Annotated in this window: 20 protein-coding genes; all 20 read left to right on the top strand. The window is 42.1% G+C overall.

The features are described from left to right. The first annotated feature begins 39 nt into the window (after positions 1 to 39). The 20 genes from HMPREF9625_RS10270 (at position 40) to HMPREF9625_RS10175 (ending at position 26,418) form a co-directional block, all read left to right on the top strand. Entirely contained in the window at positions 40 to 807 is a 768-nt protein-coding gene (locus HMPREF9625_RS10270) for an ABC transporter permease (RefSeq protein WP_334290487.1), read from the top strand. 9 nt (positions 808 to 816) lie between these two features. Continuing rightward, positions 817 to 1,575, top strand: coding sequence for a lysophospholipid acyltransferase family protein (locus tag HMPREF9625_RS10265; protein ID WP_009534629.1), 759 nt, complete (start codon positions 817 to 819; stop codon positions 1,573 to 1,575). A 102-nt stretch (positions 1,576 to 1,677) separates the two neighbouring features. Further along, positions 1,678 to 2,820 (top strand): bifunctional chorismate mutase/prephenate dehydratase, encoded by a 1,143-nt coding sequence (locus HMPREF9625_RS10260; RefSeq protein WP_009534628.1) that lies wholly within the window; start codon positions 1,678 to 1,680, stop codon positions 2,818 to 2,820. Between the two features lie 96 nt (positions 2,821 to 2,916). Then, on the top strand, positions 2,917 to 3,618 hold the full coding sequence (locus HMPREF9625_RS10255; protein WP_009534627.1) for a response regulator transcription factor: 702 nt from the start codon (positions 2,917 to 2,919) through the stop codon (positions 3,616 to 3,618). A gap of 10 nt (positions 3,619 to 3,628) precedes the next feature. Then, entirely contained in the window at positions 3,629 to 4,903 is a 1,275-nt protein-coding gene (locus HMPREF9625_RS10250) for a sensor histidine kinase (protein WP_009534626.1), read from the top strand. A 21-nt stretch (positions 4,904 to 4,924) separates the two neighbouring features. After that, positions 4,925 to 7,324 carry a DUF8725 domain-containing protein gene (locus HMPREF9625_RS10245; protein ID WP_009537991.1) on the top strand — a complete coding sequence of 800 codons (2,400 nt, stop codon included), beginning with the start codon at positions 4,925 to 4,927 and terminating at the stop codon, positions 7,322 to 7,324. Then, positions 7,321 to 8,262: an ABC transporter ATP-binding protein gene (locus tag HMPREF9625_RS10240; protein WP_009534624.1), complete on the top strand. Its 942-nt coding sequence runs from the start codon at positions 7,321 to 7,323 to the stop codon at positions 8,260 to 8,262. The genes HMPREF9625_RS10245 and HMPREF9625_RS10240 overlap by 4 nt, the downstream gene beginning before the upstream one ends. After that, entirely contained in the window at positions 8,255 to 8,989 is a 735-nt protein-coding gene (locus tag HMPREF9625_RS10235) for an ABC transporter permease (RefSeq protein WP_009534623.1), read from the top strand. Before HMPREF9625_RS10240 ends, HMPREF9625_RS10235 begins: the two co-directional genes overlap by 8 nt. Before the next feature lie 149 nt (positions 8,990 to 9,138). Further along, positions 9,139 to 10,617 carry a threonine synthase gene (thrC, locus tag HMPREF9625_RS10230; protein ID WP_009534622.1) on the top strand — a complete coding sequence of 493 codons (1,479 nt, stop codon included), beginning with the start codon at positions 9,139 to 9,141 and terminating at the stop codon, positions 10,615 to 10,617. Positions 10,618 to 10,727: 110 nt separating this feature from the next. Further along, a complete protein-coding gene (fba, locus tag HMPREF9625_RS10225) occupies positions 10,728 to 11,594 on the top strand; it encodes a class II fructose-1,6-bisphosphate aldolase (protein ID WP_009534621.1) in 867 nt (288 codons plus the stop codon). A 185-nt stretch (positions 11,595 to 11,779) separates the two neighbouring features. Next, positions 11,780 to 13,882 (top strand): glutamine synthetase III family protein, encoded by a 2,103-nt coding sequence (locus HMPREF9625_RS10220; protein WP_009534620.1) that lies wholly within the window; start codon positions 11,780 to 11,782, stop codon positions 13,880 to 13,882. 177 nt (positions 13,883 to 14,059) lie between these two features. Continuing rightward, positions 14,060 to 15,907, top strand: a complete 1,848-nt coding sequence (locus HMPREF9625_RS10215; protein ID WP_009534619.1) for a sugar phosphate nucleotidyltransferase — start codon at positions 14,060 to 14,062, stop codon at positions 15,905 to 15,907. Between the two features lie 96 nt (positions 15,908 to 16,003). Beyond that, a complete protein-coding gene (gene nox / locus HMPREF9625_RS10210; protein ID WP_009534618.1) occupies positions 16,004 to 17,362 on the top strand; it encodes a H2O-forming NADH oxidase in 1,359 nt (452 codons plus the stop codon). A gap of 311 nt (positions 17,363 to 17,673) precedes the next feature. Beyond that, the gene (locus HMPREF9625_RS10205; protein ID WP_009534617.1) at positions 17,674 to 18,789 is read left to right on the top strand and encodes a cell wall-binding repeat-containing protein; all 1,116 of its coding nucleotides are present in this window, start codon (positions 17,674 to 17,676) and stop codon (positions 18,787 to 18,789) included. 126 nt (positions 18,790 to 18,915) lie between these two features. Further along, positions 18,916 to 20,832 (top strand): BMP family ABC transporter substrate-binding protein, encoded by a 1,917-nt coding sequence (locus HMPREF9625_RS10200; protein ID WP_009534616.1) that lies wholly within the window; start codon positions 18,916 to 18,918, stop codon positions 20,830 to 20,832. Continuing rightward, positions 20,829 to 21,521 carry a metallophosphoesterase family protein gene (locus HMPREF9625_RS10195; protein WP_009534615.1) on the top strand — a complete coding sequence of 231 codons (693 nt, stop codon included), beginning with the start codon at positions 20,829 to 20,831 and terminating at the stop codon, positions 21,519 to 21,521. Before HMPREF9625_RS10200 ends, HMPREF9625_RS10195 begins: the two co-directional genes overlap by 4 nt. Continuing rightward, complete coding sequence (locus HMPREF9625_RS10190; protein WP_009534614.1) at positions 21,514 to 22,179, top strand: uracil-DNA glycosylase; 666 nt, start codon at positions 21,514 to 21,516, stop codon at positions 22,177 to 22,179. Before HMPREF9625_RS10195 ends, HMPREF9625_RS10190 begins: the two co-directional genes overlap by 8 nt. Positions 22,180 to 22,219: 40 nt before the next feature. After that, the gene (locus HMPREF9625_RS10185) at positions 22,220 to 23,062 is read left to right on the top strand and encodes an undecaprenyl-diphosphate phosphatase (protein ID WP_009534613.1); all 843 of its coding nucleotides are present in this window, start codon (positions 22,220 to 22,222) and stop codon (positions 23,060 to 23,062) included. Between the two features lie 132 nt (positions 23,063 to 23,194). Next, positions 23,195 to 24,013, top strand: coding sequence for an N-acetylmuramoyl-L-alanine amidase (locus tag HMPREF9625_RS10180; RefSeq protein WP_009534612.1), 819 nt, complete (start codon positions 23,195 to 23,197; stop codon positions 24,011 to 24,013). A 719-nt stretch (positions 24,014 to 24,732) separates the two neighbouring features. Beyond that, a complete protein-coding gene (locus HMPREF9625_RS10175; protein ID WP_009534611.1) occupies positions 24,733 to 26,418 on the top strand; it encodes a Na/Pi cotransporter family protein in 1,686 nt (561 codons plus the stop codon). Positions 26,419 to 26,585 lie beyond the last annotated feature (167 nt).

The raw sequence follows: 26,585 nt of genomic DNA, 5'->3' as shown, positions 1-26,585 counted from the left end.
TTGTTCAGTTTATTAAGAGAATGTAAAAAAAAGCATAAGATGATTTTGGAGCTTGCAAGAGCAGACTTTCGCAAGCGCTTTGTCGGATCTTATTTTGGTGCGGTCTGGATGTTTATTCAGCCTTTGGTTACCATTGCCATTTATGCCTTTATCTTCGGACCATACGGCTTTAAGTCCAGTCCTCCTGTGCCGAATGTAAGCTATACCCTGTGGCTTATTCCGGGAATTGTTCCTTGGTTCTTTTTTTCCGAAATTATGAATATGAATACCGGAATTTTACAGGAGTATCATTATCTGGTGAAAAAGGTTGTTTTTCCGATAGAACTTTTACCGATTATTAAGCTTTTAAGCTGTCTTTTGGTACACGGTTTCTTTTTACTGGTGATGTTTCTTTTTTACTTGTTTAGTGGAAAGTTTCCAAAACTCAGCTGGCTGCAGGTTTTGTATTATTCCTTTGCGACAGCCTGCTTTGGTCTTGGCTTAAGCTATTTTACTTCTGCAATTTCCGTATTTTTTAAAGATATGCAACAGATTGTGGGTATTGTTTTGCAATTCGGGATTTGGATGGTGCCCATTATGTATGATGAGCTTTTGTTTACCAACAAAGCGCCTATACTGAAAATATTCTTCAAGCTGAATCCCTTCTACTATATTGTAGCGGGATATCGTGATTCGATGATTACCGGAAACTTTTTCTTTGAAAGACCGGGACTGAGCCTTTATTTTTGGGCGGTTACTCTTTTACTTTTATTTGTTGGACTGCGTTTCTTTAGAAGCTTGCGTCCTCATTTTTCCGATGTGCTATAGGAGGAAAGCATGCTATCTCTGATTCGTGTATTATTTTTACTTTTTAACTTTTTAACCTTCGGCAGTCTTCGTCTGTTTTTTCTTCGAAAGAAGGAGAGAACGAAAGAAAGGGATCTGGAATGCCTATCCATTGTGCAACGGAAGCTGAAAGCGATATTAAGAATCTGTAAAGTTGAAGTACAGGCTGAAGGGCTTAAGAATATTCCGAAGGATGAGGCGGTACTTTTTGTAGGAAATCATCGTTCCTATTTTGACATTGTAGTAGGTTACAGCCTCATGGAAAATGTCACAGGCTTTATTTCAAAGGATAATTTGGCGAAGATTCCGACTCTGAAGCTCTGGATGGAAGAGCTGCACTGTCTTTTTCTGGACCGGAATAATTTAAAGCAAAATCTTAAGGTCATTATTGAGGCAATTGCTGAAATTAAAAGAGGCATTTCTATCTGGATTTATCCTGAGGGATCGAGAGCAAAAGGAGCAAGCGAAGAAGAATTACTTCCCTTTAAGGAAGGTTCTTTTAAGCTTGCGGAAAAGACCGGTTGTAAGATTATACCGGTTGCCATGATTAACACAAGAAAAATCATGGAAGAGGATTTTCCAAGACTGAAAAGCACTAAAGTGTATGTACGTTTTGGGGAGCCGATTCTGCTTTCTGCGCTTTCTGAAGAGGAAAGAAAGCATATCGGAAAGTATGCGGAAGAAAAGGTACTTTCCATGATACGGGACTTAAAGCAAAAAGAACGGGATGAAGCAACCGAATCTTTTTGAAACTGTCGGATGGTTTCAGATGGCCGGGCTACCGTAAAGCCGTCGAATCAATCCGAGAAAAGCGGATGTATTATGAACGGCATGGAAGGTCTGGAGGTGTAGATGGGGCTGATAGAGATTCGTAAGGAGCTCGATGAGATAGATCGGAAGCTCGTAGAACTGTTCCGAAAAAGGATGGAGCTTGTAGAGGAAGTCGCGAAGGATAAGCTGAAAAGCGGTAAGGCGGTATTTGACGGAAGAAGGGAAGAAGAGAAGCTAAATGCGGTGTCTGCCATGGTAGAAGAGGAAGATCCCGCGATGAAGGCCTATGTGAGGGAGTTTTTCTCGGAGCTCATGACTCTTTCCAGAAGAAGACAGGTACAGTATCTGAAAGAAGCGGGAAGAAGCAATCATTTTTCATTCCAAAAAGCGGATAAACTGATCTTTCCGGAAAAAAAACTTGCTTTTCAGGGACTAAAAGGAGCCTATTCCTACCTTGCGGGAAGACGAATTTTTCCGGATGAAAATATGATTTCCGTTTTGCACTTTAGAGATGTATTTGATGCAGTAGAGGAAGGAAGAGCGGATTATGGAATCCTTCCTATGGACAATTCCACTTACGGGATGGTACAAGACAACTATGATCTTTTAAATCGCTACCCGACTATGGTCGTTTTGGGGGAAATTCATTATCCTGTATCCCACTGCCTTTGCTGTAGAGTCGGAGAGGGATTGGATCATATAAAAAAGGTCTATTCTCATCCGCAGGCTCTTTCGCAGTGCAGAGATTTCTTTTATGTGCATCCCGATATAGAACAGATTCCCAGTGCGAATACGGCAATTGCCGCAAAGGAACTTTCCGAATCCGGAGAAGAGGGAGCCGCCGTGCTTTGCAGTAAAGAAGCTGCTGAGTATTATGGGCTTAGTATTTTACGAGAACAACTCAGTAAAGAAGAGAATGCAACCCGTTTTTTTATTTTCGGGAAAGAAAAAATATATACAGAGGATGCATATAAGTTAAGCATCAGCCTGATTGTTCCGGATAATGTAGGAAGTCTCTATCAGGTTTTAGGAAGTTTTATGTGTAACGGTTTGTCTTTAAGCATGATTCAAAGCAGACCTGTGGGAGACGGCGCCTTTTCCTATCGATTTTTTATTGATGTAATCGGAAATCTTTCGGACAGCAGAGTGGAAAATGCCTTGTCTACCTTGAAAGAAGAGGGAGTGGATTTTCGTATTTTGGGGAATTATCCGAAGGAAAAATAGAATATTTTGTGAAAAAATAGGGAAAGACTTGCCATGAGCTTCTCTAATTGGGTAAACTGAGACTGTATGCCGGAAAGCATAAGGAGGATTAATTGTATGCAGCAGATTAATATACTGGTTGTTGACGATGAAAAAGAAATTGCGGAGCTTGTAGAAATCTATCTGGTTTCCGACGGATATAAGGTATTTAAAGCCTACAATGCGGAAGAAGGTCTAAGGATACTCGGTGAAGAAGAAATTCATCTCGTTCTTTTGGATGTCATGATGCCGGGGATGAACGGTTTGGAAATGTGCAGAAAGATTCGGGAGAGCTCCAATATCCCCGTGATTATGCTTTCCGCTAAGTCTGAGGATCTGGATAAGATTGTGGGACTTACGGGCGGTGCGGATGACTATGTTACCAAGCCTTTTAATCCTTTGGAATTAACGGCAAGAGTGAAGTCTCAGCTTCGCCGCTATACACAGTTAAACCCCAATGCGGGAACAAATTACATCAATAACGAAATCAATATTCGAAATATGCACATCAATAAAGACAACCATAAGGTGATTATTGATGAGGAAGAGATAAAACTCACTCCTATTGAATTTGATATTCTTTTCCTTCTGGCTTCCCACCCCGGAAAAGTCTTTTCTACCGATGAAATCTTTGAAAAGGTATGGAATGAAAAGGTTTACGAGGCGAATAATACGGTTATGGTCCATATCCGGAGACTGCGCGGAAAGATGAAGGAAGACCAGAGAGAGGATAAGATCATTACCACTGTCTGGGGTGTAGGATATAAGATTGAGAAATAGGAGTTCTTAAGTGGACAAAGATAGATTAACGCACCATTTCGGAAGAGGTTATATGATGCAGATTCTTCTCCATGTGGGGATGTCTGCCATTTTTACCGGAGTGGTGGAGTGTTTTCTGGTTTTTAACATCAGCTCTTATACCAATTATCTTTATCAAATGGGGAACGACCACCCCCTTGTTCAGGGCTTTGCCTTTGCAGGTACAATCAGCATCCTGCTTTTTGTACTTTTAGGCATAGTCCTGTTTTCGCTTTGCTTCCTTTTTCTTCAGAGAAAGACGGCAAGAGACATTGAAAAACTCGCAAGAGCGGTAAAGCAGATTTCTGCCGGTGATTTCCAAACGGAAGTGGATATTAGCGGAGAAGGAGAAATTGCTCATATTGCGGAAAGTATTCGTCTTATGGAAGAGGAATTGTCTCGGCATATAGAACTGGAAAAAAGCAATGAACAGTCCAAAACAGATTTGATTACAAATATAGCCCATGATTTACGGACGCCTCTTACTTCTATTTTAGGGTACCTTGATTTGATTAAAAATAGTCAATCCGTGAATGAGGAGATGAAAGAGCATTATTTGGAGATTGTATATAATAAGGCGCTTCGTCTGCAAAAACTGATTGAAGAACTTTTTGGCTTCACTAAGCTTTCGTATGGAAAGATGAATATGAATATCATTACATTAAATCTGGTGGAGCTTCTTTCTCAGCTGATAGAGGAATCCTATCCGAACTTTGAAAAAAACAATCTGAATTATGAGTTTACCTCCAATGTAAAAAAATTATATATTGACGGAGATGGGGATCTTCTCGTTAGACTTTTTGATAATTTGATTACCAACGCTATAAAATACGGTGCGGATGGAAAAATGGTAAAAATTCGTCTTCGAAAGGAAAAAAAACTGGTTCGTATCACGGTATTGAACTTTGGTTATGCTATTCCCGAGAAAGAGCTTCCCTACATCTTTGATAAGTTCTATAGGGTGGAATCCTCCCGTTCTACAAGCACCGGAGGAACAGGCTTGGGACTTGCCATTGTAAAAAATATTGCAGAAATGCATCATGGCTCTGTAGAGGCAAAGTCCGACTTATCAGGTACCCGATTCATTGTTACCCTGCCATTGGAGTACGAAGAGGAAAAAAGCCTTTTTGAGGGAGGGATGAAAACTTCGGAAAATAAGGGCAGGCAAAGGGAAAAGCAAAAGGAAGTGCCAAGAAGGGGAATACGTAATGATGCGGAAGATGGAAAGGCATCGGGAGCAACACAGCTTAAAAGGCGAAAAATTTAGCGGAAAGAGGGGAAGAAAAGATTGAAAAAAAACTATTTACTGATTCTCTTTTTCTGTTTTCTTTTCTTTTTTTCGATAAGAGGATTTGCTGACGGACTGAATATGAGTCTGCATTACGGAATTCAGAATACGGCGAAGGCGGGGCGGAATCTGCCCCTACAGATTAAGATAGAGAATACGGAAGAGCAGGCTTTTTCGGGTACTTTGAATATTATCCTTGCGGAATCCGGAAAACATATTATTCAATATTCTTATCCGCTGGTGGTGGAAGGAAACAGTCTGAAGGAAGTAGACAAGAATTTTATGCTTCCTTCCGGAGTGAATCAGCTTTTTTTAAGTGTGGAAAACTTAAAAAAAGAACAGTTGGTATCTCGCCGAGTCGGTCTGGATATTTCCGGATCCGACGCAGAACTTTTGATTGGAGTACTTTCCCAAAATGGGGATAACATCAGCTTTTTACAAAATGCAAGGGTAAATGACGGTCTTTTAAAAACCCGTGTGTTAAATTTTACCGGAGACAACTTCCCTAAAGAGGAGGCGGATCTCTATCTTTTAGACATGTTGCTGATCCGGAATTTTGATCTTTCCTCCCTGGAAGAGCAGGAAAGGGAGAGTCTTAAGCATTATGTAGAACACGGAGGAGTTCTGCTTTTTTCTTTATCCGAGAATGGGATGCAGACACTTTCAGAGGATTTTTCATCTTTCTTGGCAACGCCACTTGATTTTCAAAACCGCAGTCTCTTTTTGGGAGAAGAGAAAACGGGCAGCGGAACCTTTGATGAGGAAGGACTTGGCACAGGAAGTACGGAAAATCTTACGAGTTCTCCGATTTATTTGAAGGGAGGAAGGGAAAGCGCGTTTTCGGAGGGAACCCCGTTTCTTTCCGTTTGTCCCATAGGAAACGGTCTTCTGGCTGTTCTGGGCTATGATTTATTGCAGTTGGAACGTTATGCGACGGAAGACAGTAGTTACATCGGTCGTTTGTTTCTTCAGATTTATGGGCAAAACCGATTGGATACCCTCTCTGTTTCCGCATCGGAGCGGAGCCTAAAACAGTATTGGGATTTGGAAGAGCTGATGAATCTATCCGATTTATCAAAGCTGCCGTCCATTCCTTTATATTTTATTATTTTACTTTGCTATCTGATTCTTGTAGGGCCCGGTCTTTATTTTCTTATGCGTAAGCAACATTCCCTAAGAGCATATCGTCCCAGTATTATTCTTTTGGCGCTCTTCGGTACACTTTTGATATGGGCGCTGGGCATGGGAACTCGCTTTAACGGAAGCTTTATTTCGTATGTAAAGCTTCTGCAGCTGAACAAAGAGAGTGTAGATGAGGAAAATTATATTAATCTGCGTTCTCCGGAAGAACGCAACTTTTCTCTGGGAATTCAAGCGGAATATACGGTAAATCCAATCCTGAAAGGCTTGGACTATACCGGAGACTTGGGCGTTTTAAGAAAAGAGGAAAACCTGAGTCGTACGGAAATTCTGCAGGAGCGTGAAAAATCCGTTATAGACATTCAAAATGGGAAGCCCTTCAGTCCGCATTATTTTCTTTTAAATAAAAAGGTTCCCAATAATAAAGGCGTGATAGAGGGAAGTGTAGCTTATTTTGGAGGAGTCCTTTCCGGTGAATTGACCAATAATACAGAATATACCCTTTCCGATGCTTTTATTCTTCTCTATGGCAGAATTATTAAGCTGGGTAAACTGGAAAAAGGACAAAGCGTGCAGCTTGGAGGTTTGGAATCCACAGCAGTTCCCATCGGCGACTTTGATTACCTCAGTACTCTTTTATTTATGGGAAACAGTAAAAATTTTATCCGCTTTATTTTAGGAGAGCAGATTCATGGTTATTTTCCGGATGCCCGATTTTTTGCGATTGCCAGAGAGGATGGTCCGGAATTTATGGACAGCTCCGTGAAAGAAAAAGGAATCGGAAAGAAAAACTTGGAACAATACGGTATCAGTATCGTTTCCGCATCCATGGAACTGAAGAGAAGTGAGGGAGGAGTCAAAGAATACAGTGCCCTTTCCCGGGATCCCTACATTGAAAGCGGGGAGTTCGACACCGGCACCAATACCATGAATCCCATGATTCCGCTGGAAATTGTCTACAATCTCGGGGAGGAAGAAAAGATAGAGAGTATTTCCTTTGAGAGGTTGGATGTGGAAGCGGACGGTAACCGCCTTTTAATGAATTTTCAAGGAAATATGGCTATTTATAATCATCTTACCGGAGGCTATGACAGCATCGGAAAGGAAGAGGGCGTTTTAAGCGGTACACGTTTAAAGCCCTATTTGAATGAAAAAAATGAATTGAAGCTTCGTTTTATTTCCAAAGAGTCCCTTGCGTCTCCGGAAATCAGACAACTCCTTCCCATGATTACCATTAGTGCCAAGGAGGAGATAGGATGATAGAGTTTGTAAATGTAAAAAAGAGCTTTGGCAATTATCTGGTTCTGGAGGATTTTTCCTTAAAAATAGAGACAGGAGAAATTTTCGGTCTCTTAGGATTGGCGGATTCCGGGAAAACGACGGTAGTGAAGCTTCTTATGGGACTCCAGTCTCCGGATGAAGGAACTATCATGATAGATGACATGGAAGCAGGAAGCGGAGTGAGAAGACTAAAAAGACGTTTGGGTTATGTTCCACAGGTTCTTGGACGATATCCAAAGATGGAGGTCTTTGAGTATTTGCAGTTTTTTGCGTCCTGCTATCACATGGAAGACAGTAAGATTCGATCCCGGATTCATATGCTGATGGAGCTTGCAGATATCAGCTCATGGGAAAATAGCCCTATGGAAGTACTTCCCAAGGCGGTGTTTCAGAAACTTTCCTTGGTTCGTGCCATGCTGCATGAGCCGAAGATTTTAGTCTTGGACGAGCCGATGGTATCTATGGATATTCGGACCGCAACGGAAATCAAAGGGATGCTATTAGACTATGCGGAGCAGGGAAAGAGTATTTTTATGACCGGTTCCAGTCTTTCCGATTTTTCGGACCTTTGTACACACCTGGCCTTTCTTCATCAGGGAAAGGTGATTCGAAAAGGATCGGTGTCTACAATTTTTCGAGAGGTCAGTGAGCAGAATCCTATAGTGATTCAGGTTGAGGGCAGACGGACAGATATATTAAGCCTCTTAAAAGAGGATAAAAAGGTGAAGTCTATCAGTCTGAAGGAAAATGAAATTCACATCCGTTTTAAGGGGAACGCGAGAGAAGAGGCGGAGCTTTTAAGGCGAATTGTGGATGCAGGGATTTGTCTCCACTCTTTCTATAGAGAGGCGGGAAGTATGGAAAATATTTTGGGAAAAGAAGCAAAGGATGAAAGGAGTATCATTTCCTATGAATGAAAATCCGATTTGGCGAAAGGAAACATTACTGTTCAACCGTGGACTTTTTTTGCCCCTTTTGATTTCCTTTACCAACCTTATTCTTCTGATTTTGTTTATCAGTAATCTGTATTACATTTCTCTGAATGGACTGCAAACAGGAGAGATTCGTTATTCCGCCTTTTTGCAAATATACTATTTTGTGGCAGTTGGCCTTTTTCTTCTTCTGCTCCTTCTTGCGCCGGCAATTACAGTGTCCGGTTTGAGTATGGAAGAAGAGCAGAATATGCTTGAGCTCCTCCTCGGCACGGACCTGGACAGTAAAAGCATTATCTTCGGGAAGCTTTTTTCGGAAATTAGTACCTTGGGGACTTTGGCCATATCTTCCCTCCCGTTTCTTGCTACCGTGTATATTTACAGCGGAATTCCCAATCTCTATCTTTTCTTGTATTTCTTGACCTATGGGATTTCCTGCCTGTTTCTCAGTGCCTTGGGAATTGCATGCAGTCTCTTGGCTAGAAATATTGCCTATGCCAGTATTTTTGCGTATGGCTTCAGTTTTTTGCTTTACGGTTTGTTTTTTTACGGAATTTATAGTTTGCAAAAAACCAACTACATGATTCACGGAATTCTGTTTTTTCTTCTCTTCCTATTGCTTCTTACTTTTCTTTGTATTGTGGTCAGTAAGAAAACCATGGAGAGTCGTTTCCAGGCAAGAAATCCCTTGTTTACAAGGGAAGAAAAGTAGGATATTCTTTTGAAAAGTATTTCGCAGGGAAGGGGAAAAGATGACAGGATGGGTAATTAGCTACGGCATGAAGAGTTTATCTTTGGCTTATTAAGAATTAAGATTGAGACCCTTTTGGAAAAGGGGATATTATAGTAAAGGAGAAAAGTATGGATTACCAATCTACACGAGGCGGAGAAAGAGGAGTGAGCCCTTCTTTGGCGATTGTAAAGGGACTAGCGGCGGATGGAGGACTGTTTGTACCGGATTCCATACCTAAGCTCTCTAAATCTCTCCGAGAGCTTTCTGAACTAAGCTATCAGGATCTTGCCTATGAGATGATGAAGCTGTATCTTACGGATTTTACTGAGGAAGAACTTCGCTTCTGTATCCGTAGTGCGTATGATGACAAGTTTGACTGTCCGGAAATCGCCCCTGTTGTAAAGGAAGGTAAATTCTTCTATTTGGAGTTGTTTCACGGAAAAACACTGGCATTTAAGGATATGGCTTTGTCGATTTTACCGTATCTGCTTAAAGTCAGCACAAGAAAAAACAACATTAAAGAGAAAATTGTCATCCTGACCGCCACTTCCGGAGATACGGGAAAGGCTGCCATGGAGGGCTTTAGTGATGTGGAAGGAACGGAGATTATTGTATTCTATCCTAAAGATGGTGTATCCGATTTCCAAGAGCGGCAGATGAAGGTGCAAAAGGGTAAAAATACTCATGTTGCTGCTATTTTAGGAAACTTCGATGATGCGCAGAGTGGCGTAAAGCGGATTTTTGCTGATGAAGAATATAGGGCTGAGCTTTTAAAGAAGGGTTATCGTCTTTCTTCTGCGAACTCTATTAATATCGGGCGTTTGGTTCCACAGATTGTATACTATGTTTATGCATACTGTCAGCTACTAAAGCAGGGAGAGCTTTCCGAAGGAGAAAAGTTGACTGTTTCCGTACCGACAGGAAACTTTGGCAATATTTTAGCTGCTTATTTTGCGAAGGAAATGGGATTGCCTCTTGGAACATTGCTTTGTGCTTCCAATGAAAACAAGGTTTTGACCGATTTCTTCCATACCGGTATTTATGATAAGAACAGGCCCTTCCATCTTACTACTTCTCCTTCTATGGATATTTTGATTTCTTCCAATCTGGAAAGACTTTTGTATGCGGTAAACCGTAAGGAAAAGGATATCGAGGCTTATATGAAGGATTTAAATGAGAGAGGAAGATATCAGATTTCGGAAGAAATGCAGAAAAAACTGGAAGAAGAATTCTACAGTGGATTCGGAAGGGATGGAGAGGGAAGCGTAACTATCTTCCAAACCTTCAAAGAGACCGGATATATTCTTGACCCGCATACCGCTATGGCAAAGCTTTTAGCAGACCATTATGCCTATGAGAGCGGGAATAAGGAAAAATTATTAATTGTTTCCACTGCAAGTCCTTATAAGTTCTCTCAGACCGTACTTCGAGCTTTAAAAGAGTACGTGCCGGAGGATGTCTATGCTGCAATTCAGTCCGTTGCGGAGCTTTGGAAGAAACCCATGCCGGAAGTTATCAGGGATGTAATGGAAAGCGAAGTGCGCCATAATACGGTTTGTACTGTTCCGGATATGAAGTTAACCATTTCTCATTTCCTGCTTTCCTAAGGGGGAATTTTGTGCTACACTCACAGCGTATTTGTGAATTTTTCTACAATGCAGTGATGAACTGCACTGTACTATTTCAGGGTAAAAGAAAGAGAGAATAAGGAGGATTTATGTTAGTTAGCGCAAAAGAAATGCTGGATAAGGCACTTGCCGGTCACTATGCAGTACCGCAGTTTAATATCAACAACTTAGAGTGGACCAAATCCATTTTACTGGCTTGCGAGGAGGTAAAGTCTCCGGTTATTTTAGGAGTATCCGAGGGGGCCGGAAAGTATATGTGCGGTTTTGAAACCGTGACAGCTATGGTGAAGGCTATGGATAAGAGCTTGGGAATTACAGTTCCCGTGGCACTTCACTTGGACCACGGCAGTTATGACGGATGCTACAGTTGCATTAAGGCCGGCTTTACATCCATTATGTTCGACGGTTCTCATTTTGCTATTGAAGAGAACATTGAAAAGACAAAAGAACTGGTTGCTGCAGCACATAAGGCAGGGCTTTCCATTGAGGCGGAAGTCGGTGCCATCGGTGGTGAAGAAGACGGTGTTATCGGAATGGGAGAATGCGCGGATCCGGAGGAATGCAAGAAGATTGCTGATCTTGGCGTAGACTTCCTTGCAGCAGGTATCGGTAACATTCACGGTATATATCCGGAGAACTGGAAGGGACTTTCCTTTGAAACCTTAGCAGAAATCAAAAAAGCAGTAGGAGATAAGATGCCTTTGGTTTTACATGGCGGTACCGGCATTCCTGATGACCAGATTAAGAAGGCAATTTCTCTTGGTGTAGCGAAGATTAATGTAAATACGGAGCTTCAGCTTGTGTTTGCAAAGGCTACCAGAGAGTATATTGAAGCGGGAGAGGATAAAAAGGGCAAGGGCTTCGATCCGAGAAAGCTTTTAAAACCGGGTGCTGAAGCGATTGTTGAGGAATGTAAGAAAAAAATTGCGCTTTTCGGTTGTGGCGGAAAAGCATAAATAGAATATCAAACGGTATTCCGAAAGTTGCAATCATAAAACAGAATTGTAAACATTGATATTTCGTAGTATTGAAACATTTATATTTCAATGCTACGAAATATTCATTTATACCGAGTGTTGAAAGCAAGTGTACGATGTCTTGTTTATGATATTTTCAAAGCTATTGAAGGGGATGGAGAAGGATGGATAATTTTTCAAAGAATGTTTTTCATGACGGAATGATGCGGGAGAGACTTCCGAAGAATGTGTATATGAATCTGAAAAAAGCCATTCAAGAAGGGAATTCTCTGACCTTGGAGCTGGCGGATGCCGTAGCGCAGGGAATGAAGGAGTGGGCGATTGAGCAAGGAGCTACACATTACACCCACTGGTTTCAGCCGCTTACGGGAATCACGGCGGAAAAACATGAGGCTTTTTTAAGTCCTGTGGGAGAAGGAAAGGTCATGCTTGAGTTCTCCGGTAAGGAGCTTGTGCGTTCGGAAGCGGATGCATCCTCCTTCCCGTCAGGCGGTCTTCGAGCTACCTTTGAAGCAAGAGGATATACGGTCTGGGACTGTACCAGTCCTGCCTTTTTAAGAAGAGAAGGAGAAACCGTAACCCTCTGTATTCCTACAGCCTTTTGCTCTTATACCGGAGAGGCACTGGATAAGAAGACGCCCCTATTACGCTCTATGGAAGCAATTAATCGAGAGGCGCTTCGTATATTGCGACTTTTTGGAAATACCAAAAGTCGCTATGTTAAGCCATCCGTTGGAGCCGAGCAGGAATACTTTCTTATTGATCGTGAAAAATATCTGAAAAGAAAAGATTTGGTCTATACCGGAAGGACTCTTTTTGGCAGTATGCCGGCGAAAGGACAGGAGCTGGATGATCATTACTACGGTATAATTCGAAAGAGAATTGCAGAATTTATGCGGGATCTTGATGAGGAGTTATGGAGCCTCGGAGTTCCGGTGAAGACGGAGCACAATGAAGTGGCGCCCTCCCAGCATGAGCTTGCTGTAGTGTATGAAGAGGCGAATATTTCTCTGGACCATAATCAGCTCGTTATGGAAAGCCTGAAAAAAGTGGCTTCTCGACATGGTCTTGAGTGTCTTCTTCATGAAAAGCCTTTTTCCGGTGTGAACGGTTCAGGAAAGCACAACAACTGGTCTCTTACTACGGATGACGGCATCAATCTTATGAATCCGGGAGAAAGTCCGCACGAAAATGTACAGTTCCTTTTGGTACTTGCCTGTGTTTTGGCAGCGGTAGATTCACACAGTGAACTGCTTCGTATGTCTGCGGCCAATGTAGGAAATGATCACAGGCTGGGGGCGGATGAAGCACCTCCCGCCATTATTTCCTGCTTTATCGGAAGCCAGCTGCAGGGTGTAGTAGAGCAGTTAATCGGAACGGGATACGCGACAAAGTCAAAGAAAAGGAAGAGTCTGACAATGGGAGTCAGTGCTCTTCCCAATGTTTTGGCGGATGATACGGACAGAAACAGAACCTCTCCCTTTGCCTTTACCGGTAACAAGTTTGAGTTCCGTATGCTGGGTTCTTCCGATTCTATCGCAAGTGCCAACATTATCCTAAATACGATTACCGCGGAACAATTTCAAAAGGCTGCGGATTATCTGGAAAAACAAGAGGATTTCCAACTTGCGGTGCATGACTATATTAAGGAGCTTCTTACAAAGCACGAAAGAATCATTTTTAATGGAAACGGCTATGCAAAGGAATGGGTTACGGAAGCGGAAAACCGAGGACTTCCGAATCTTTCCTCTATGGTACAGGCTATTTCCGCATTGACGAAAAAAGAGGCCATTAAACTCTTTTCCAAGTTCTCGATTTATACGGAATCGGAGCTTAGAAGTAGAGAACTGGTGGAGTATGAACACTATGCAAAGGTAATTCATATTGAAGCAAGGGCGATGGTGAATATCAGTGGAAAGCAGATTATTCCTGCAGCGATTCAGTATGTGGAACGACTGGCTTCTACCTTAAGGCTTGTGCGCGAGGTTTCCAAGACGGCTTCCACTTATGCCGAAGAACGTTTACTCAATGAGGCCTCTGCTCTTTTAGAGGAGATTGACAAGAAAAGAGAAGCACTTTTAGCGCAGTTGGAAAAATCCGTAGAATGTAAGTCGGAGAGGGAAAAGGCCTTTTATGCTTATGAGACCATTGTTCCCGCTATGCAGGAACTGAGAAGGCCTTGTGATAGCTTGGAAACAATCATGGATAAGAGTCTTTGGCCGTTCCCGAGCTACGGAGACCTTTTGTATGAGGTATCGGAGATATAAAGAGCGAAGTGTAATCCGTCTTTTTAAAAGGCTAAGTTGTATCAAAAATCTTAAATTTCATAAAATGGAGAATAGTACAGGACAAATTTTTTCTTTTCTGCTATTATAATTGTTCATAAAATGCCGATGTATTCGTATTATGAACAAATACCCATACGGTAGAGCAAAGGAGAAAAAATGAATTCCTGTACTATTTTGTTGAGAAATATCATGGAACATCCGGAATACAGCCAAAGACAGTGGGCTGAGGAAACGGGGATGTCACTTGGGAAAGTGAACCAGTGCATTCAAGGCTGGGAGGAAGAGGGCTATCTTGAAAAGCAGGGAGGAAGAGGAACAGCACGGCAGTTTACGGAAAGAGGCAGAGCGTTTTTAGAGGAGCATAAGGTGGATGCGGCCCTCATATTGGCTGCAGGATTTGGATCTCGCTTTGTTCCGCTTACCTATGAATGTCCGAAGGGCTTACTGGAGGTTCTTGGGGAAAGGATGATTGAAAGGCAGATTAAGCAGCTTCATGCCGTGGGAATTTACGATATTACCATTGTTGTGGGGTATTTGAAGGAAAAATTTGATTATCTTATTGATGCTTATGGAGTAAAGCTTTTATATAATCCGGAGTATTCCACGAAGAATACCATCGGGACTCTTTATCATGCGAGAAAGGCAATGAAGGGTAAGAGTTTTTATATTCTTTCTTCCGATAACTGGATGCGGGAAAATATGTACCATAGTATTGAACCTTTATCTTGGTATGCGGCAAACTTTATGGAAGGGGAAACGAAGGAATGGGTTTTGGATTGTGCAAAGGATGGGCAGATTAAAAGCGTAGAGGTTGGCGGAAAAGATGCTTATTGCATGTATGGCCCCGTTTTCTTTAAGAAAGAATTCTTCTCCGCTTTTTTACCGTATCTGGAGGAATACTATCACAAACCCGGAACGGAGGATTTTTACTGGGAGGATGTTCTCCGTTTATGCATAAAGCATTTGCCTCCAATTTATCGAAATGAGCAAAAAGAGGGGCAGATTTATGAGTTTGAAAATCTGGAAGAACTTCGTTCTTTTGATGAAAAGTACAACAATCATTCCGGTTCGGAAGCCATGGAGTTGATTTCTTCCGTCTTTGCCGTCCCGGAGCAAGATATTGTACGACTTCGCTGCCTAAAGGCCGGTATGACCAATAAATCCTTTCTTTTCGGCATTGATGAAGGGAGTAAGAATAAAGACTATGCAGGCAAAGATTTTATCTGTCGTATCCCCGGAGTAGGAACGGGAAAGCTGATTAACCGAAAAGAAGAGGAAGAAATTTATAGAATTGTAAAGGAACTGAATATTACGGAAGAGCTCCTTTATTTTAATCCGGAAAATGGCTATAAGATTTCTCGTTATTATGAAGAAGCCCGCAATGCGGATTTTTCCAAGCAAGAAGAAAGAAGAGCCTGCATGAAGCTTTTATTGAAGCTTCATGAAAGCAGGAAAATGGTTGGGCATCCGTTTTCCTTACGAGAAAGACTCCGGTACTACGAGGCAATTTGCCTCGAAGGAGGGGGGGAGATTCCCTATCAGGACTACGGGAAGATGAAGGAGAGTATGGAAGAGATGCTCTGTCTTGTGGAAAAATCCGATTCACCCCTTTGCCTTTGTCATATTGATGCGGTACAGGATAATTTCATTTTCACAAAAGAGGGTGTGAAAATGATTGACTGGGAATATGCCGGAATGGCGGATCCTCTACTGGATATAGCCATGGGAGCGATTTATTCCTATATGAGTTTTGATACGGCAAAGCTGTTTTTGGAAGATTATCTATGGGCGGCAGATGTGGAAGGAGTGAAGAAGCCTTTACTACTTGGTGCAAGAAGTAAAGAGGAATTGGATAAGCTTTTAATTGCTTATATGGGACTTTCCGGACTGCTGTGGAGTTTGTGGTGTGCTTATAAAATGAAAAATGGACAGGAGTTTGGTGAGTATAGCTTGAAAATGTTTAGATATTTTAAGGATGCAAAGAAGCTTTTAGGGATAAAATAAGAACAATTATTTATACTAATTTTATTTCTTTCCCAAGAAAAATGGGGTAAAATGTAGGTATTGCTAAAAAAATATCAAAATTCAAGGAGGAATCTCATGGCAAAGACAATATTGGTAGGAGCGAATCATGCGGGAACAGCCTGCGCCAATACTATTTTATCCTACCCCAATCAGGAATTAACCATTTATGATCAGAACAGCAATATCTCTTTTTTAGGATGTGGAATGGCACTTTGGATTGGAGAGCAGATTCATTCCGGGGACGGACTCTTTTATGCAAAGCCGGAGAACTTCTTGGAGAAGGGTGCAAAGGTAAACATGGAGTCTCGTGTGCTTTCCGTTGATTACGATAAGAAGACGGTCAAGGTAGAGTTAAAAGATGGAAAAGTAATTGAAGATCACTATGACAATCTTGTTTTTGCCACAGGCTCTATCCCGAATAGAATTCTGGTAAAAGGCTTTGATTTAGAAAATGTGCAGATGGTAAAGCTTTATCAGAATGCTGCGGAAGTCATTGAGAAATTGAAAAGGAAGGGAGAATTCAAAAAGGTATGTGTCCTTGGAGGAGGATATATCGGTGTAGAGCTTGCAGAAGCCTTCCAGCGTCTTGGCTTGGAAGTAACCTTAATTGATATGGTGGATCGTATTCTTGCAGGCTATTTTGATGCTCCTTTCTCCGATGAGTTAAAGAACAGAATGGAAGAGCACGGCATTAAGCTGGCTTTGGGTGAGAAGGTAGAAGAATTCTTAGGAGAGGGTAAAGTATCCGGCGTTAAGACCGATAAGGGTGTATATGATGCGGATATGGTAATCTGTGCGGTAGGCTTCAAACCCAATGCAAGTCTGGGAGCGGATCACTTAAAGCTGTATCAAAACGGCGCTTATCTGGTAAACAGAAAGCAGCAGACCAGCGATCCTTCCGTTTATGCCATCGGAGACTGTGCAAGCCTTTATGACAATGCAAGAGGTAGAGAAAACTATATCGCTTTGGCAACCAATGCGGTACGTTCCGGCGTTGTAGCAGGCCATAACATTTGCGGAACTCCTGTAGAGAGCTTAGGGGTTCAGGGTTCCAGTGCTTTAGGAATTTACGGTTACAAGCTGGCTTGCACCGGACTTTCCTTAGCGGCAGCGGAGAGAGAAGGCATGGACGTATCCTACGAGGATTACGAGGACACCCAGTTCCCCGCTTTTATGGAGGTGGAGAATCCGAAGGTAAAGATTCGCATTGTTTACAAGAAGGAGGATAAGAAGATTGTGGGTTGCCAGTTAGGCTCCAGTTATGATGCAACGGCTATCATTCACTTCTTCTCTCTGGCTATTCAGAAGGGTCTGACCATGGCGGAGCTTCCCTTAGTAGACTTGTTCTTTATGCCACATTTCAATCAGCCATATAATTATGTGACAAGAGCAGGACTGAATTGGTTAAACAAAGAGCTGGGATTAAAAGACTAAAGAATAAAAAGGCAAAGAAAAAAGCTAAAGAAGAAAAAATCTGTGATTCGATGGATTTTAAAAGGAAATAAAAGAAAATAAAAGAAAATTATCTAAAGGGTCTGTAAATAATCAGGACGATGCTTTGATTATTTACAGACCCTTTTTAGTAAAAAAATTCTTATAATTGTTAAGGAAAAGTAAGAGCTTAGTATAGAAATTGGAAATGAAGCTATGCTATAGTGTGAAAAGAAAAAATGGGCAGTTTTCTAATAGAAGAGAGCTGCTTTTTTGATAATTTTACGAAGAATCCGCTTCAAAGGGGGAAGATTATGAATTTAGTCAAAAAATTCGGCTTAAAAGCTTTGGCCGTGGGGGTTTGTGTGGCCAGCCTTTCGCTGACTGCATTTGCCGCAGGCTGGGGACAGCAGAACGGAAAGTATTATTTTGTGGATCCGAAGACAGAACAGAAGGTTAGCGGAAAGTGGATTCATACATCTTCCGGTTACTATTATATCGGGGCAGATACCTATATGGTAACGGGCTGGAAGAAGATTAACAATGCTTGGCATTATTTCCGTCCGTCAGGTCTTATGGTTACCGGCTGGAGAGAAATTGACAAGAATTGGTATTATTTAAAATCTGACGGAACCATGCAGACCGGATGGCTGAAGTTGCAAAAGGACGGAAAGGATATATGGTATTATCTGAAGTCCTACGGTGCGATGGCTACCGGCTGGAGAAAAATTGCCGATAAGTGGTATTACTTTGCGCCTGAAGACGGGTCACTTCACATGCAGAAGTGGTTAAAGATTGCCGATAAGTGGTATTATTTTGGAGCGGACGGCTCTATGCAGAGCGGATGGTTGAACTTAAACGGAGATTATTATTACCTTTCCGCTTCCAACGGCAATATGGAAACCGGTTGGAAGACGGATACGGACGGAAACAAGTATTACATGGAACCGAGTAACGGAAAGATGTCCACAGGCTGGAAGCAGATAGAAAATACTTGGTACTACTTCAGCGCAAACGGAAAAATGGTAAGAGGATGGTTGAGAGAGAAGAGCCATTACTACTATCTGGATGACGGAAAGATGCTTGTGAATACGACAGTAACCCTGGATGGGCGTTCCTTCAGTTTTAATGAACACGGTGTATGCACTTCCGATACGTCGAATCTGAACTTTACAGAAGCGGGTTCCTCCTCCTCTCCGGCGCAGAGCAATCCGGCAAATACGCAAGGACCGGGATCGGCAGGACCGGGAGGAAGCAGTTCGGGAAATCCGGGAACAGCTAACCCAAACGGAAGCAGTAATCCGGGCAGCCCGAATCCGAACGGAAACAGCAATCCGGTAATCGACGGACCCAGTGCACAGGGACCTTCCGGTAACTCTACTGCAAATGGCGGTTCAATTCAGGCAGGAAGCACAAACGGCCCGCAATAAAGCTTTATAGAGGGATTTAGAGTGGCATAATCGCCGCTCTAATCCCTTTTTTTATGAACTTTGAGCCTAACGATGACGCTTTACCCTGCTTTATGCTATACTTTGCATGTTTATGAAGGAGGTCCTATGATTGATGACTATATCGAAGCGAAGAAGCTGGGGGATAGAGCTTATAGAAATGCCCTGCTTTTTGGGGAGTCTCCCTATCTAGAGGCTCTGGATGATAAATTGAATAAAGAGGAAATACAGGGAGAATACAGGCTGGGACTTCTGGAGATTCCTTTGACAGATATTGTCGGTACAAAAACGAAGTCAAGGCAGCAATCTTTTGCGAAAAATTTTATGCCTATACTAAGACCGAATACGGAGTTCGCAAGTAAATGGTCCGCTCTATATGATTCTGCCAGAGAAGAGGGGATTCGTGAGCCGATTATTGTCTATGAATATATGTATAAGTTCTATGTGCTGGAAGGAAATAAGCGTGTATCGGTTAGCCGATATAACGGAGCGGTGTCTATTCCGGCAACGGTTATTCGGATTCTGCCGAAAAGAACGGAGGAGAGAGAAAACAAGCTCTATTATGAATTTGTGGATTTTTTTAAGTCCAGCGGAATATACAACATTCATTTTTCGGAACTTGGTGCCTATGAACGCTTCACGCAATTTTTGGGAATGAAAAGCGGAGAGCCTTGGTCATCCGAGCTTTCTAAAGATGTTCGTGCCGCTTTTGCACGCTTTTCCGAATTGTACTTTAGCATAGGAGGAAAGAAACTCGGTGCTACTGCGGGAGATGCTTTTTTCCTCTATATCACGGTTTACGGTATGGCATCCATTTTGGATAACAGCACGGAAAATATCAAAGAGAATCTGGAAAAACTGCGGAATGAATATAAGAAATCTGCAGGAGAAGTGGTTTTGGTACAGAATCCCGGAGAAGTGAAGAAAAATACAGGCTTCTTAGATATTTTTTCTTCGGGAAGCCTTTACGACGGAAAGAACCCTCTGCACATCGCTTTCTTATACGAAAGAACGGTGGAAAGCTCCAGCTGGGCATATTCCCACGAACTGGGCAGGAATTATATTCAGGAAAAGTTTAAGGAGCAGGTAGAGAGTCGAAGCTGGGAAAATTGCAATACGGATGAACGAGTAAAAGAGAAGATTGAGGAAGCCATAGCATGGGGAGCGGATGTCATTTTCACTACAGCACCGTTTATGGCGCAGGAAGGAGTGAAGCTTGCTCTGGAACATCCGGATGTCTCCATTTTAAACTGTTCGGTGAATGCTTCTTACAATTCTATCCGAACCTATTACGGCAGGATGTATGAGGCAAAATTTTTGATGGGTGCACTTGCTGCATCCATTACAGATGGAAATGACTTGGGCTATGTTGAGCAGTTCCCCTTATATGGAACTGTCTCGAATATCAATGCCTTTGCCATCGGTGCGCAGTTTATTAATCCATGGGCAAAGGTACATCTGTCCTGGAGCGGGGTAGAGGGAGCAGATTGGAAGGAAGAGTTTCGGGAAAAGGGGATTCGAACTATTTCCGGCCCTGAGTTTACGAAGCCCTTTGAGCGTAGCAGAGATTTCGGGCTATACATCAGTCGCGAGGGAGAAGTAAGCTTTAATATTGCTGCGGCAGTCTATAACTGGGGCAGATATTATGAGATTATTTTGCGTTCCATTTTGGAGGGATCTTATCATAGCAGCAGCCTTGCAAAAAGCCACAGCGCGCTGAACTACTACTATGGTTTAAAGGAAGGGGTTATTGATGTGATTCTTTCTGCCAATTTAAATTATTCTTCTAAAAAACTTTTGTCTATTTTAGAAAGGGAAATAATAGAGGGAAGACTTCGTCCTTTTGCCGGAGAAATCCATAGCCAAGAGGAAAAAATACAGGACGAGGGAGCCGACAGTCTAGAGATGGATGAGATTGTGGATATGCGGTGGCTGAATGACAATGTCCTGGGAGAGATTCCTCCACTGGATTCCTTCACCAAAGAGTCACGGGAAGCAATTCTTTCCGGAGGGTTCTTACTATGAAAATATTATGTATAGCAGATGAAGAAAATAAAGGACTTTGGGATCATTTTAAAAAAGAAAAACTGGAGGGCATTGATTTGATTCTTTCCGCCGGAGATTTGAATCCGGATTACCTGCAGTTTTTGGTTACCATGGGAAAGGCCCCGGTTCTCTATGTTCACGGAAATCACGATGAATCCTATTCCTTTAAGCCTCCTCTGGGGTGTGAGTGTATAGAGGATAAGGTCTATGATTTTAAGGGATTAAGGATTCTCGGACTGGGTGGCGCTCCTTGGTACAAACCCGGAAAATTCATGTTCACGGAAGAAGAGATGAGAAAAAGAGTACAGAAAGTAAAGAAGGATATTTTCTTGAAAAACGGTTTTGATATACTTCTTACGCATGCACCGATTCGAGGATACGGAGATATGGACGACCCCGCACACCGGGGGTTTCTGGCCTTTGAAGAACTGGTGCAAAAGTATAGACCAAAGTATATGGTGCACGGTCATGTGCATGCGAATTACGGATCCGCCTTTAAAAGAGAGTTGGTTCACAGTGCAGGTACGAAAATTGTGAATGCCTACGACAAGGCTATTTTGGAACTGGAAGAACAGGAATATCCTAAAGAAGGAAAAACCGGTTCATTTCTTTATGACTTATATAAGCAGGTAACTGCAAAAAAGGAGCAACGTAGATTTCATGATTGAGAATGATTGGGTAGAGCATATTCAGGGCGAGTACAAAAAGCCATATTATAAAAGTTTGTATGAAACAGTACTGAAGGAATATAAAACACAGGAGATTTATCCTCCGTCGAAGGAGATCTTTAAGGCCTACGAGCTTTGCCCTTATGAGAAGCTCAAGGTTGTGATATTGGGACAGGATCCCTATCATGGAACGGGACAAGCGCAGGGACTCAGTTTTTCCGTAAAAAAGGGAATGCCCCTTCCTCCTTCCTTGCAGAATATTTACAGGGAATTAAGCGATGATTTATCTTGTCCTATTCCGAAAAATGGAGATTTACGACCTTGGGCGGAACAAGGGGTTCTGCTTTTAAACACGGTGCTTACGGTTCGTGCGCATCAGGCATTTTCCCATAGGGGAATCGGGTGGGAAGAATTTACGGATGCAACAATCGCGGCGATTGAGGAAAAGGAAGATCCTGTGGTGTATATCCTTTGGGGGAGTCCTGCACAGAGTAAGAGGAAGATGATTCATCAGAAAAAGAGACTAATTCTTACAGCACCCCATCCCAGTCCATTAAGTGCTTATCGAGGATTTTTCGGTTCCAAACCCTTCTCCAAATGCAATGCTTACCTGGAGAAAGAGGGATTAAGTCCTATAGATTGGACAATTCCGGATTAATGAAGACAGCGCTTGATCTTAAAGAAATAAAAGGAGTTATATGAATATCGTTGAATTTTTAAAGCTTATTGTTTTTTCCCTGGTAGAGGGATTTACGGAGTGGCTTCCGATTTCTTCTACGGGTCACCTTATCCTTCTGCAGGATATCATTCCCTTACACGGGAGTAAGGAATTCTTTTCCACTTTTGAGGTTTTGATTCAGCTTGCCGCGGTAATGGCTGTTGTGCAGCAGTTTGCTCTACGCCTCTGGCCCTTTGGAAAGAGAAAGAGGGGAGGAGGATTTTATCTGAAAGAGGAAAAGGCGATTTTAATCGGAAAAATACTTTTGGCCTGTCTCCCTGCTGCGGTTTTCGGTCTTGCTTTGGATGATATTTTGGATAAATATCTTTATAATGGTTTCGTGGTTTCTCTGATGCTGATTCTTTACGGATTTCTCTTTATTTTTGTGGAGAAGAGAAATGAAAATAAGAATTTTAGGATTACGAAAGTAGAGGATCTATCATGGACGCTTGCCTTCCAAATCGGACTGTTTCAATGTCTGGCACTGATTCCCGGGACCTCTCGTTCCGGTGCAACGATTATCGGTGCCATGCTTTTATCGGTCGGAAGAGTTGCTGCAACGGAGTTTTCCTTCTTTCTCAGTGTACCGGTTATGGCAGGAGCCAGTCTTTTAAAGCTAATTAAGCATGGAGGGAATTTCAGCGGAAGTGAGTGGTTTACGCTTATTCTTGCCATGATTCTAACGTATTTTGTGAGCATCTACTGTATTCGCTTCCTGCTCCGTTACATTCGAAATCATGACTTTAAGGTATTTGCCTATTATAGAATCATCTTTGGAGGAATTGTACTTCTATGGTTTGTTGTCTCGCGATTTCTCCTGTAAGAAAACTGTAATAGCACTGTAATAGAAAGACGGTTGTAGAGCGCTGCCCCTTCCAGTATCCTTATTACTGAGACTTTAAGGTTTATGCCTTTTGAATAGAGAAAGATACGTAGAAAGAAAAGAGGAGAGAAGATGAGGGGAAAAGGGATTATTTTAGGAATGGCCCTTTCCGTGTTGCTTGCCATGCAGAGTTTTGCAGCAACGGAAATCGGCCTGAACTTAAATTGGAAATATGCAGGAAATGCGAAAATCAATACGGGAAAGGCTATTTTGTATACTTCTGACAGTAAAAATCCGAAGAAGATTACGATAGCGGTCAATGCCGGTCATGGCACAAAAGGCGGGGAAAAAGTACGGACACTTTGTCATCCGGACGGCACCAGAAAGGTAACGGGAGGAACAAATGCCGCCGGAATAACTACAGCGCTTGCAGTTTCTTCCGGGATGACCTTTAAAGACGGCACGAAAGAGGCGACCGTCACATTACAGATGGGACATATTCTTGCCAAAAAATTATTGAATGCGGGTTATGACGTTCTTCTGATTCGCAGCGAAGAAGATGTGCAGCTTGACAATGTGGCAAGAACGGTTTTGGCAAACAATAAGGCGGATGCACATATTGCTTTACATTGGGATTCTACAGAAAAAGATAAGGGCGCATTCTTTATGTCCGTCCCCAATTCGCTAAAGAAGATGGAGCCCGTGGCATCTCACTGGGAAAGCCATGAGAAGCTGGGAGAAAGTTTGATTTCCGGATTAAGAGGAAAAGGAGTAAAGATTTTTTCCAAGGGCAGGATGGATATGGATTTAACGCAGACATCCTATTCCACGATTCCCTCTGTGGACATAGAACTTGGCGACAAGATTTCGGATCACAGCGAAAAACAGCTGAATCTTCTCGGCGATGCTCTGGTGGACGGAGTAAATAAGTACTACGGTTTTACTTCATAAATTTTCAAAGGGGCTGTAAAAAATAAAAATTATAAATAGATTTTCGGCAATATAGGTCTAAATGAGGGGTAGTCTGAGCCCGTCGGTACTTGCGAAAAACAAGAGAATCGCAGTTTTTCGCTTAGTATCCGTTACGTGGCGAAGCTAGCGAGAGCGTGCCCCAAATTTAGACCTATATTGCTTAGAAAACTATTTTTACAGCCCCTTTTTGATTATATTATTATAAATTGAGCCGATATATTCCTTGGAATTTGGGAAGAGAAACTATGCGGGCTATGGAAACTGGGAAAAAGGTTTCTCGGAACGGGATGAACTCAACCTAAATCCCCTTAACAGGTCATTTTATAACGAGACAAACAGGGATTGTGAAAACTCGTTTTACAGAAGTTTTGCCAAGGTGGAAAAAGTGTTTCATGAGGATGAGAAACCGCACTAAAGTGGCATTTCTTCAATTGAATAGAAGAGACTTTTCTTTTTTGAAGCAATTGAAAGCTTGCAATATCCAGGGACGGATACAGGGCTGCAATATTGCAGATAAAACCCTATTCAAAAAAGAAAGGTCTTTTTTTCTTTGGAAAAAATCGCATATTGTATTTCTAAGAACTAATCCTTGTATTTTCAAATAAGCGTTTGTATACTAAGCCATGGTGTCGCTTTAAGAGCGGTGATACTGTATTTATGAAAAGAGTCTATCCTATGGAGAAGGGTGAGGAAAGAGTATGAGCTATCTCTCAAGTTTGTTTAGCCTGTTTGGGGGCCTGGGGATGTTTTTATATGGCATGACCATTATGAGTGACGGTATGCAGAAGGCTGCCAGTTCAAAAATGTCCAAGTTCTTAAATATAGTGACTGAGAACCGTATTATGGCGGTTTTACTTGGAGCGGGAATTACCGCCTTGGTACAGTCCTCCTCTGCGACTACGGTTATGGTAGTCGGTTTTGTAAATGCCGGCATCTTAAATCTTTCTCAATCTGTAGGCATTATCATGGGAGCCAATATCGGAACAACCATTACTGCTTGGATGGTTTCTTTGACTCAGGTTTCAAGTTCAGCACTAAGCTTCTTTAAGCCGGAGTTTTTTGCTCCCTTACTGGTAGGCTTTGGTGCTTTTCGTTTCCTTTTCGGAAAAAAAGGAAATGATGATCTTCTTGCAAATTTTTGTATTGGTGTAGGACTCATCTTTATCGGCCTTGAATTTATGAGTTCCGCTGTATCTCCCTATGCAGATTCTCCTATTTTTTCCAGAGCCTTTCAGGTAATGGGAGGAAACCCCGTACTGGGTATTCTTGCCGGTGCGATTGTAACGGGACTTATTCAGTCTTCCGCAGCTTCTGTATCTATTTTGCAGACCTTGGCTTTATCCGGTGCAGTTCCCAGAGCTGCAGGTTTCTATATTACACTGGGACAGAATATCGGAACCTGCGTTACCGCAATGCTATCCTCTGCGGGAGCATCCCGTACAGCCAAGAGAGCGGCAGTAATACACCTTCTTTTTAACGTATGCGGTGCGGTAATCTTTGGTATTATCATTTTCTTTATGAGTTTTCCCTTTGCACATTTTTTTCAGGGAGGCTTAAGTCCGGTGGAGATTTCCTTATTCCATACCATCTTTAATGTAAGTTGTACGATTATACTTTATCCCTTTGGAGATGCGCTTGTAAATCTTTCCGGAAAGCTTGTATTGGAAAGCAGTAAGGATAAAGAAGAGGCGGAGAATCCGAACCACTATACAGAGGTGGAGAAGAATCTTATTCAGCATCTGGACCTTCGTATCCTGGAGTCGCCTGCCATTGCTATTTCTGCGACAAAGACCGAGGTAATCAATATGGCACGGATTACTGCTGAAAATATTCGCCATGCTTCCGATATTTTGCTGAATGAAAATGTAGCGGAAATTCCGGAGGTCTTTGCGAGAGAGACGATTATTGATAATATGCAGAAACTCCTTACAGAGTATCTGATACACATCGGAAATCTTTCTTTAAATGAGATGCAGAAGCTGGAAGTAACAAATATGTTCAATACGATTACGGATATTGAACGTGCGGCTGACCATGCAAACAATATTGCGGAGCAGGCTCAATACGCAGATGAACATAATATTTCCTTCTCGGAAATAGGACAGGATGATTTACGAAAGATTTCCGATAAAGTGATTGAATCCTTTAATTCCAGTATTGATGCTTTTGAAAGGAATGATTTGGAAGCTGTTGTGCGTACGGCACACCTGGAGGATCAGGTGGATGAGATGGAAGAAGATATGAGAGAAACCCATATCCTGCGTCTAAGCTCAGGAGAGTGTGTGCCTCAGGCGGGAGTCGTATTTTTGGATGTAATCTCCGATTTGGAACGTATCTCCGATCATGCGGATAATATTGCAGATTATGTAAAGGCAATGATTTAAAAATATTACAAAGCATCCTTCTTTTATTTATTTTGTCCTTTTAAAATGCATGAACAATTTCTTTTTATAATAAAAAAGTGAAAGTTTTAACAAATACGATTTTTTCCCTTGAAAAAAAAGACTTCGTGCAATAGAATAGACGCTGTTATGTGATGGAAAGTTTCCGA

It is taken from the genome of Oribacterium parvum ACB1 (assembly GCF_000238055.2).
GTDB classification, from domain to species: Bacteria; Bacillota; Clostridia; order Lachnospirales; family Lachnospiraceae; genus Oribacterium; species Oribacterium parvum.
Note: the sequence above shows the minus strand (reverse complement) of the source record. Positions and strands in the feature narration are given on the sequence as shown.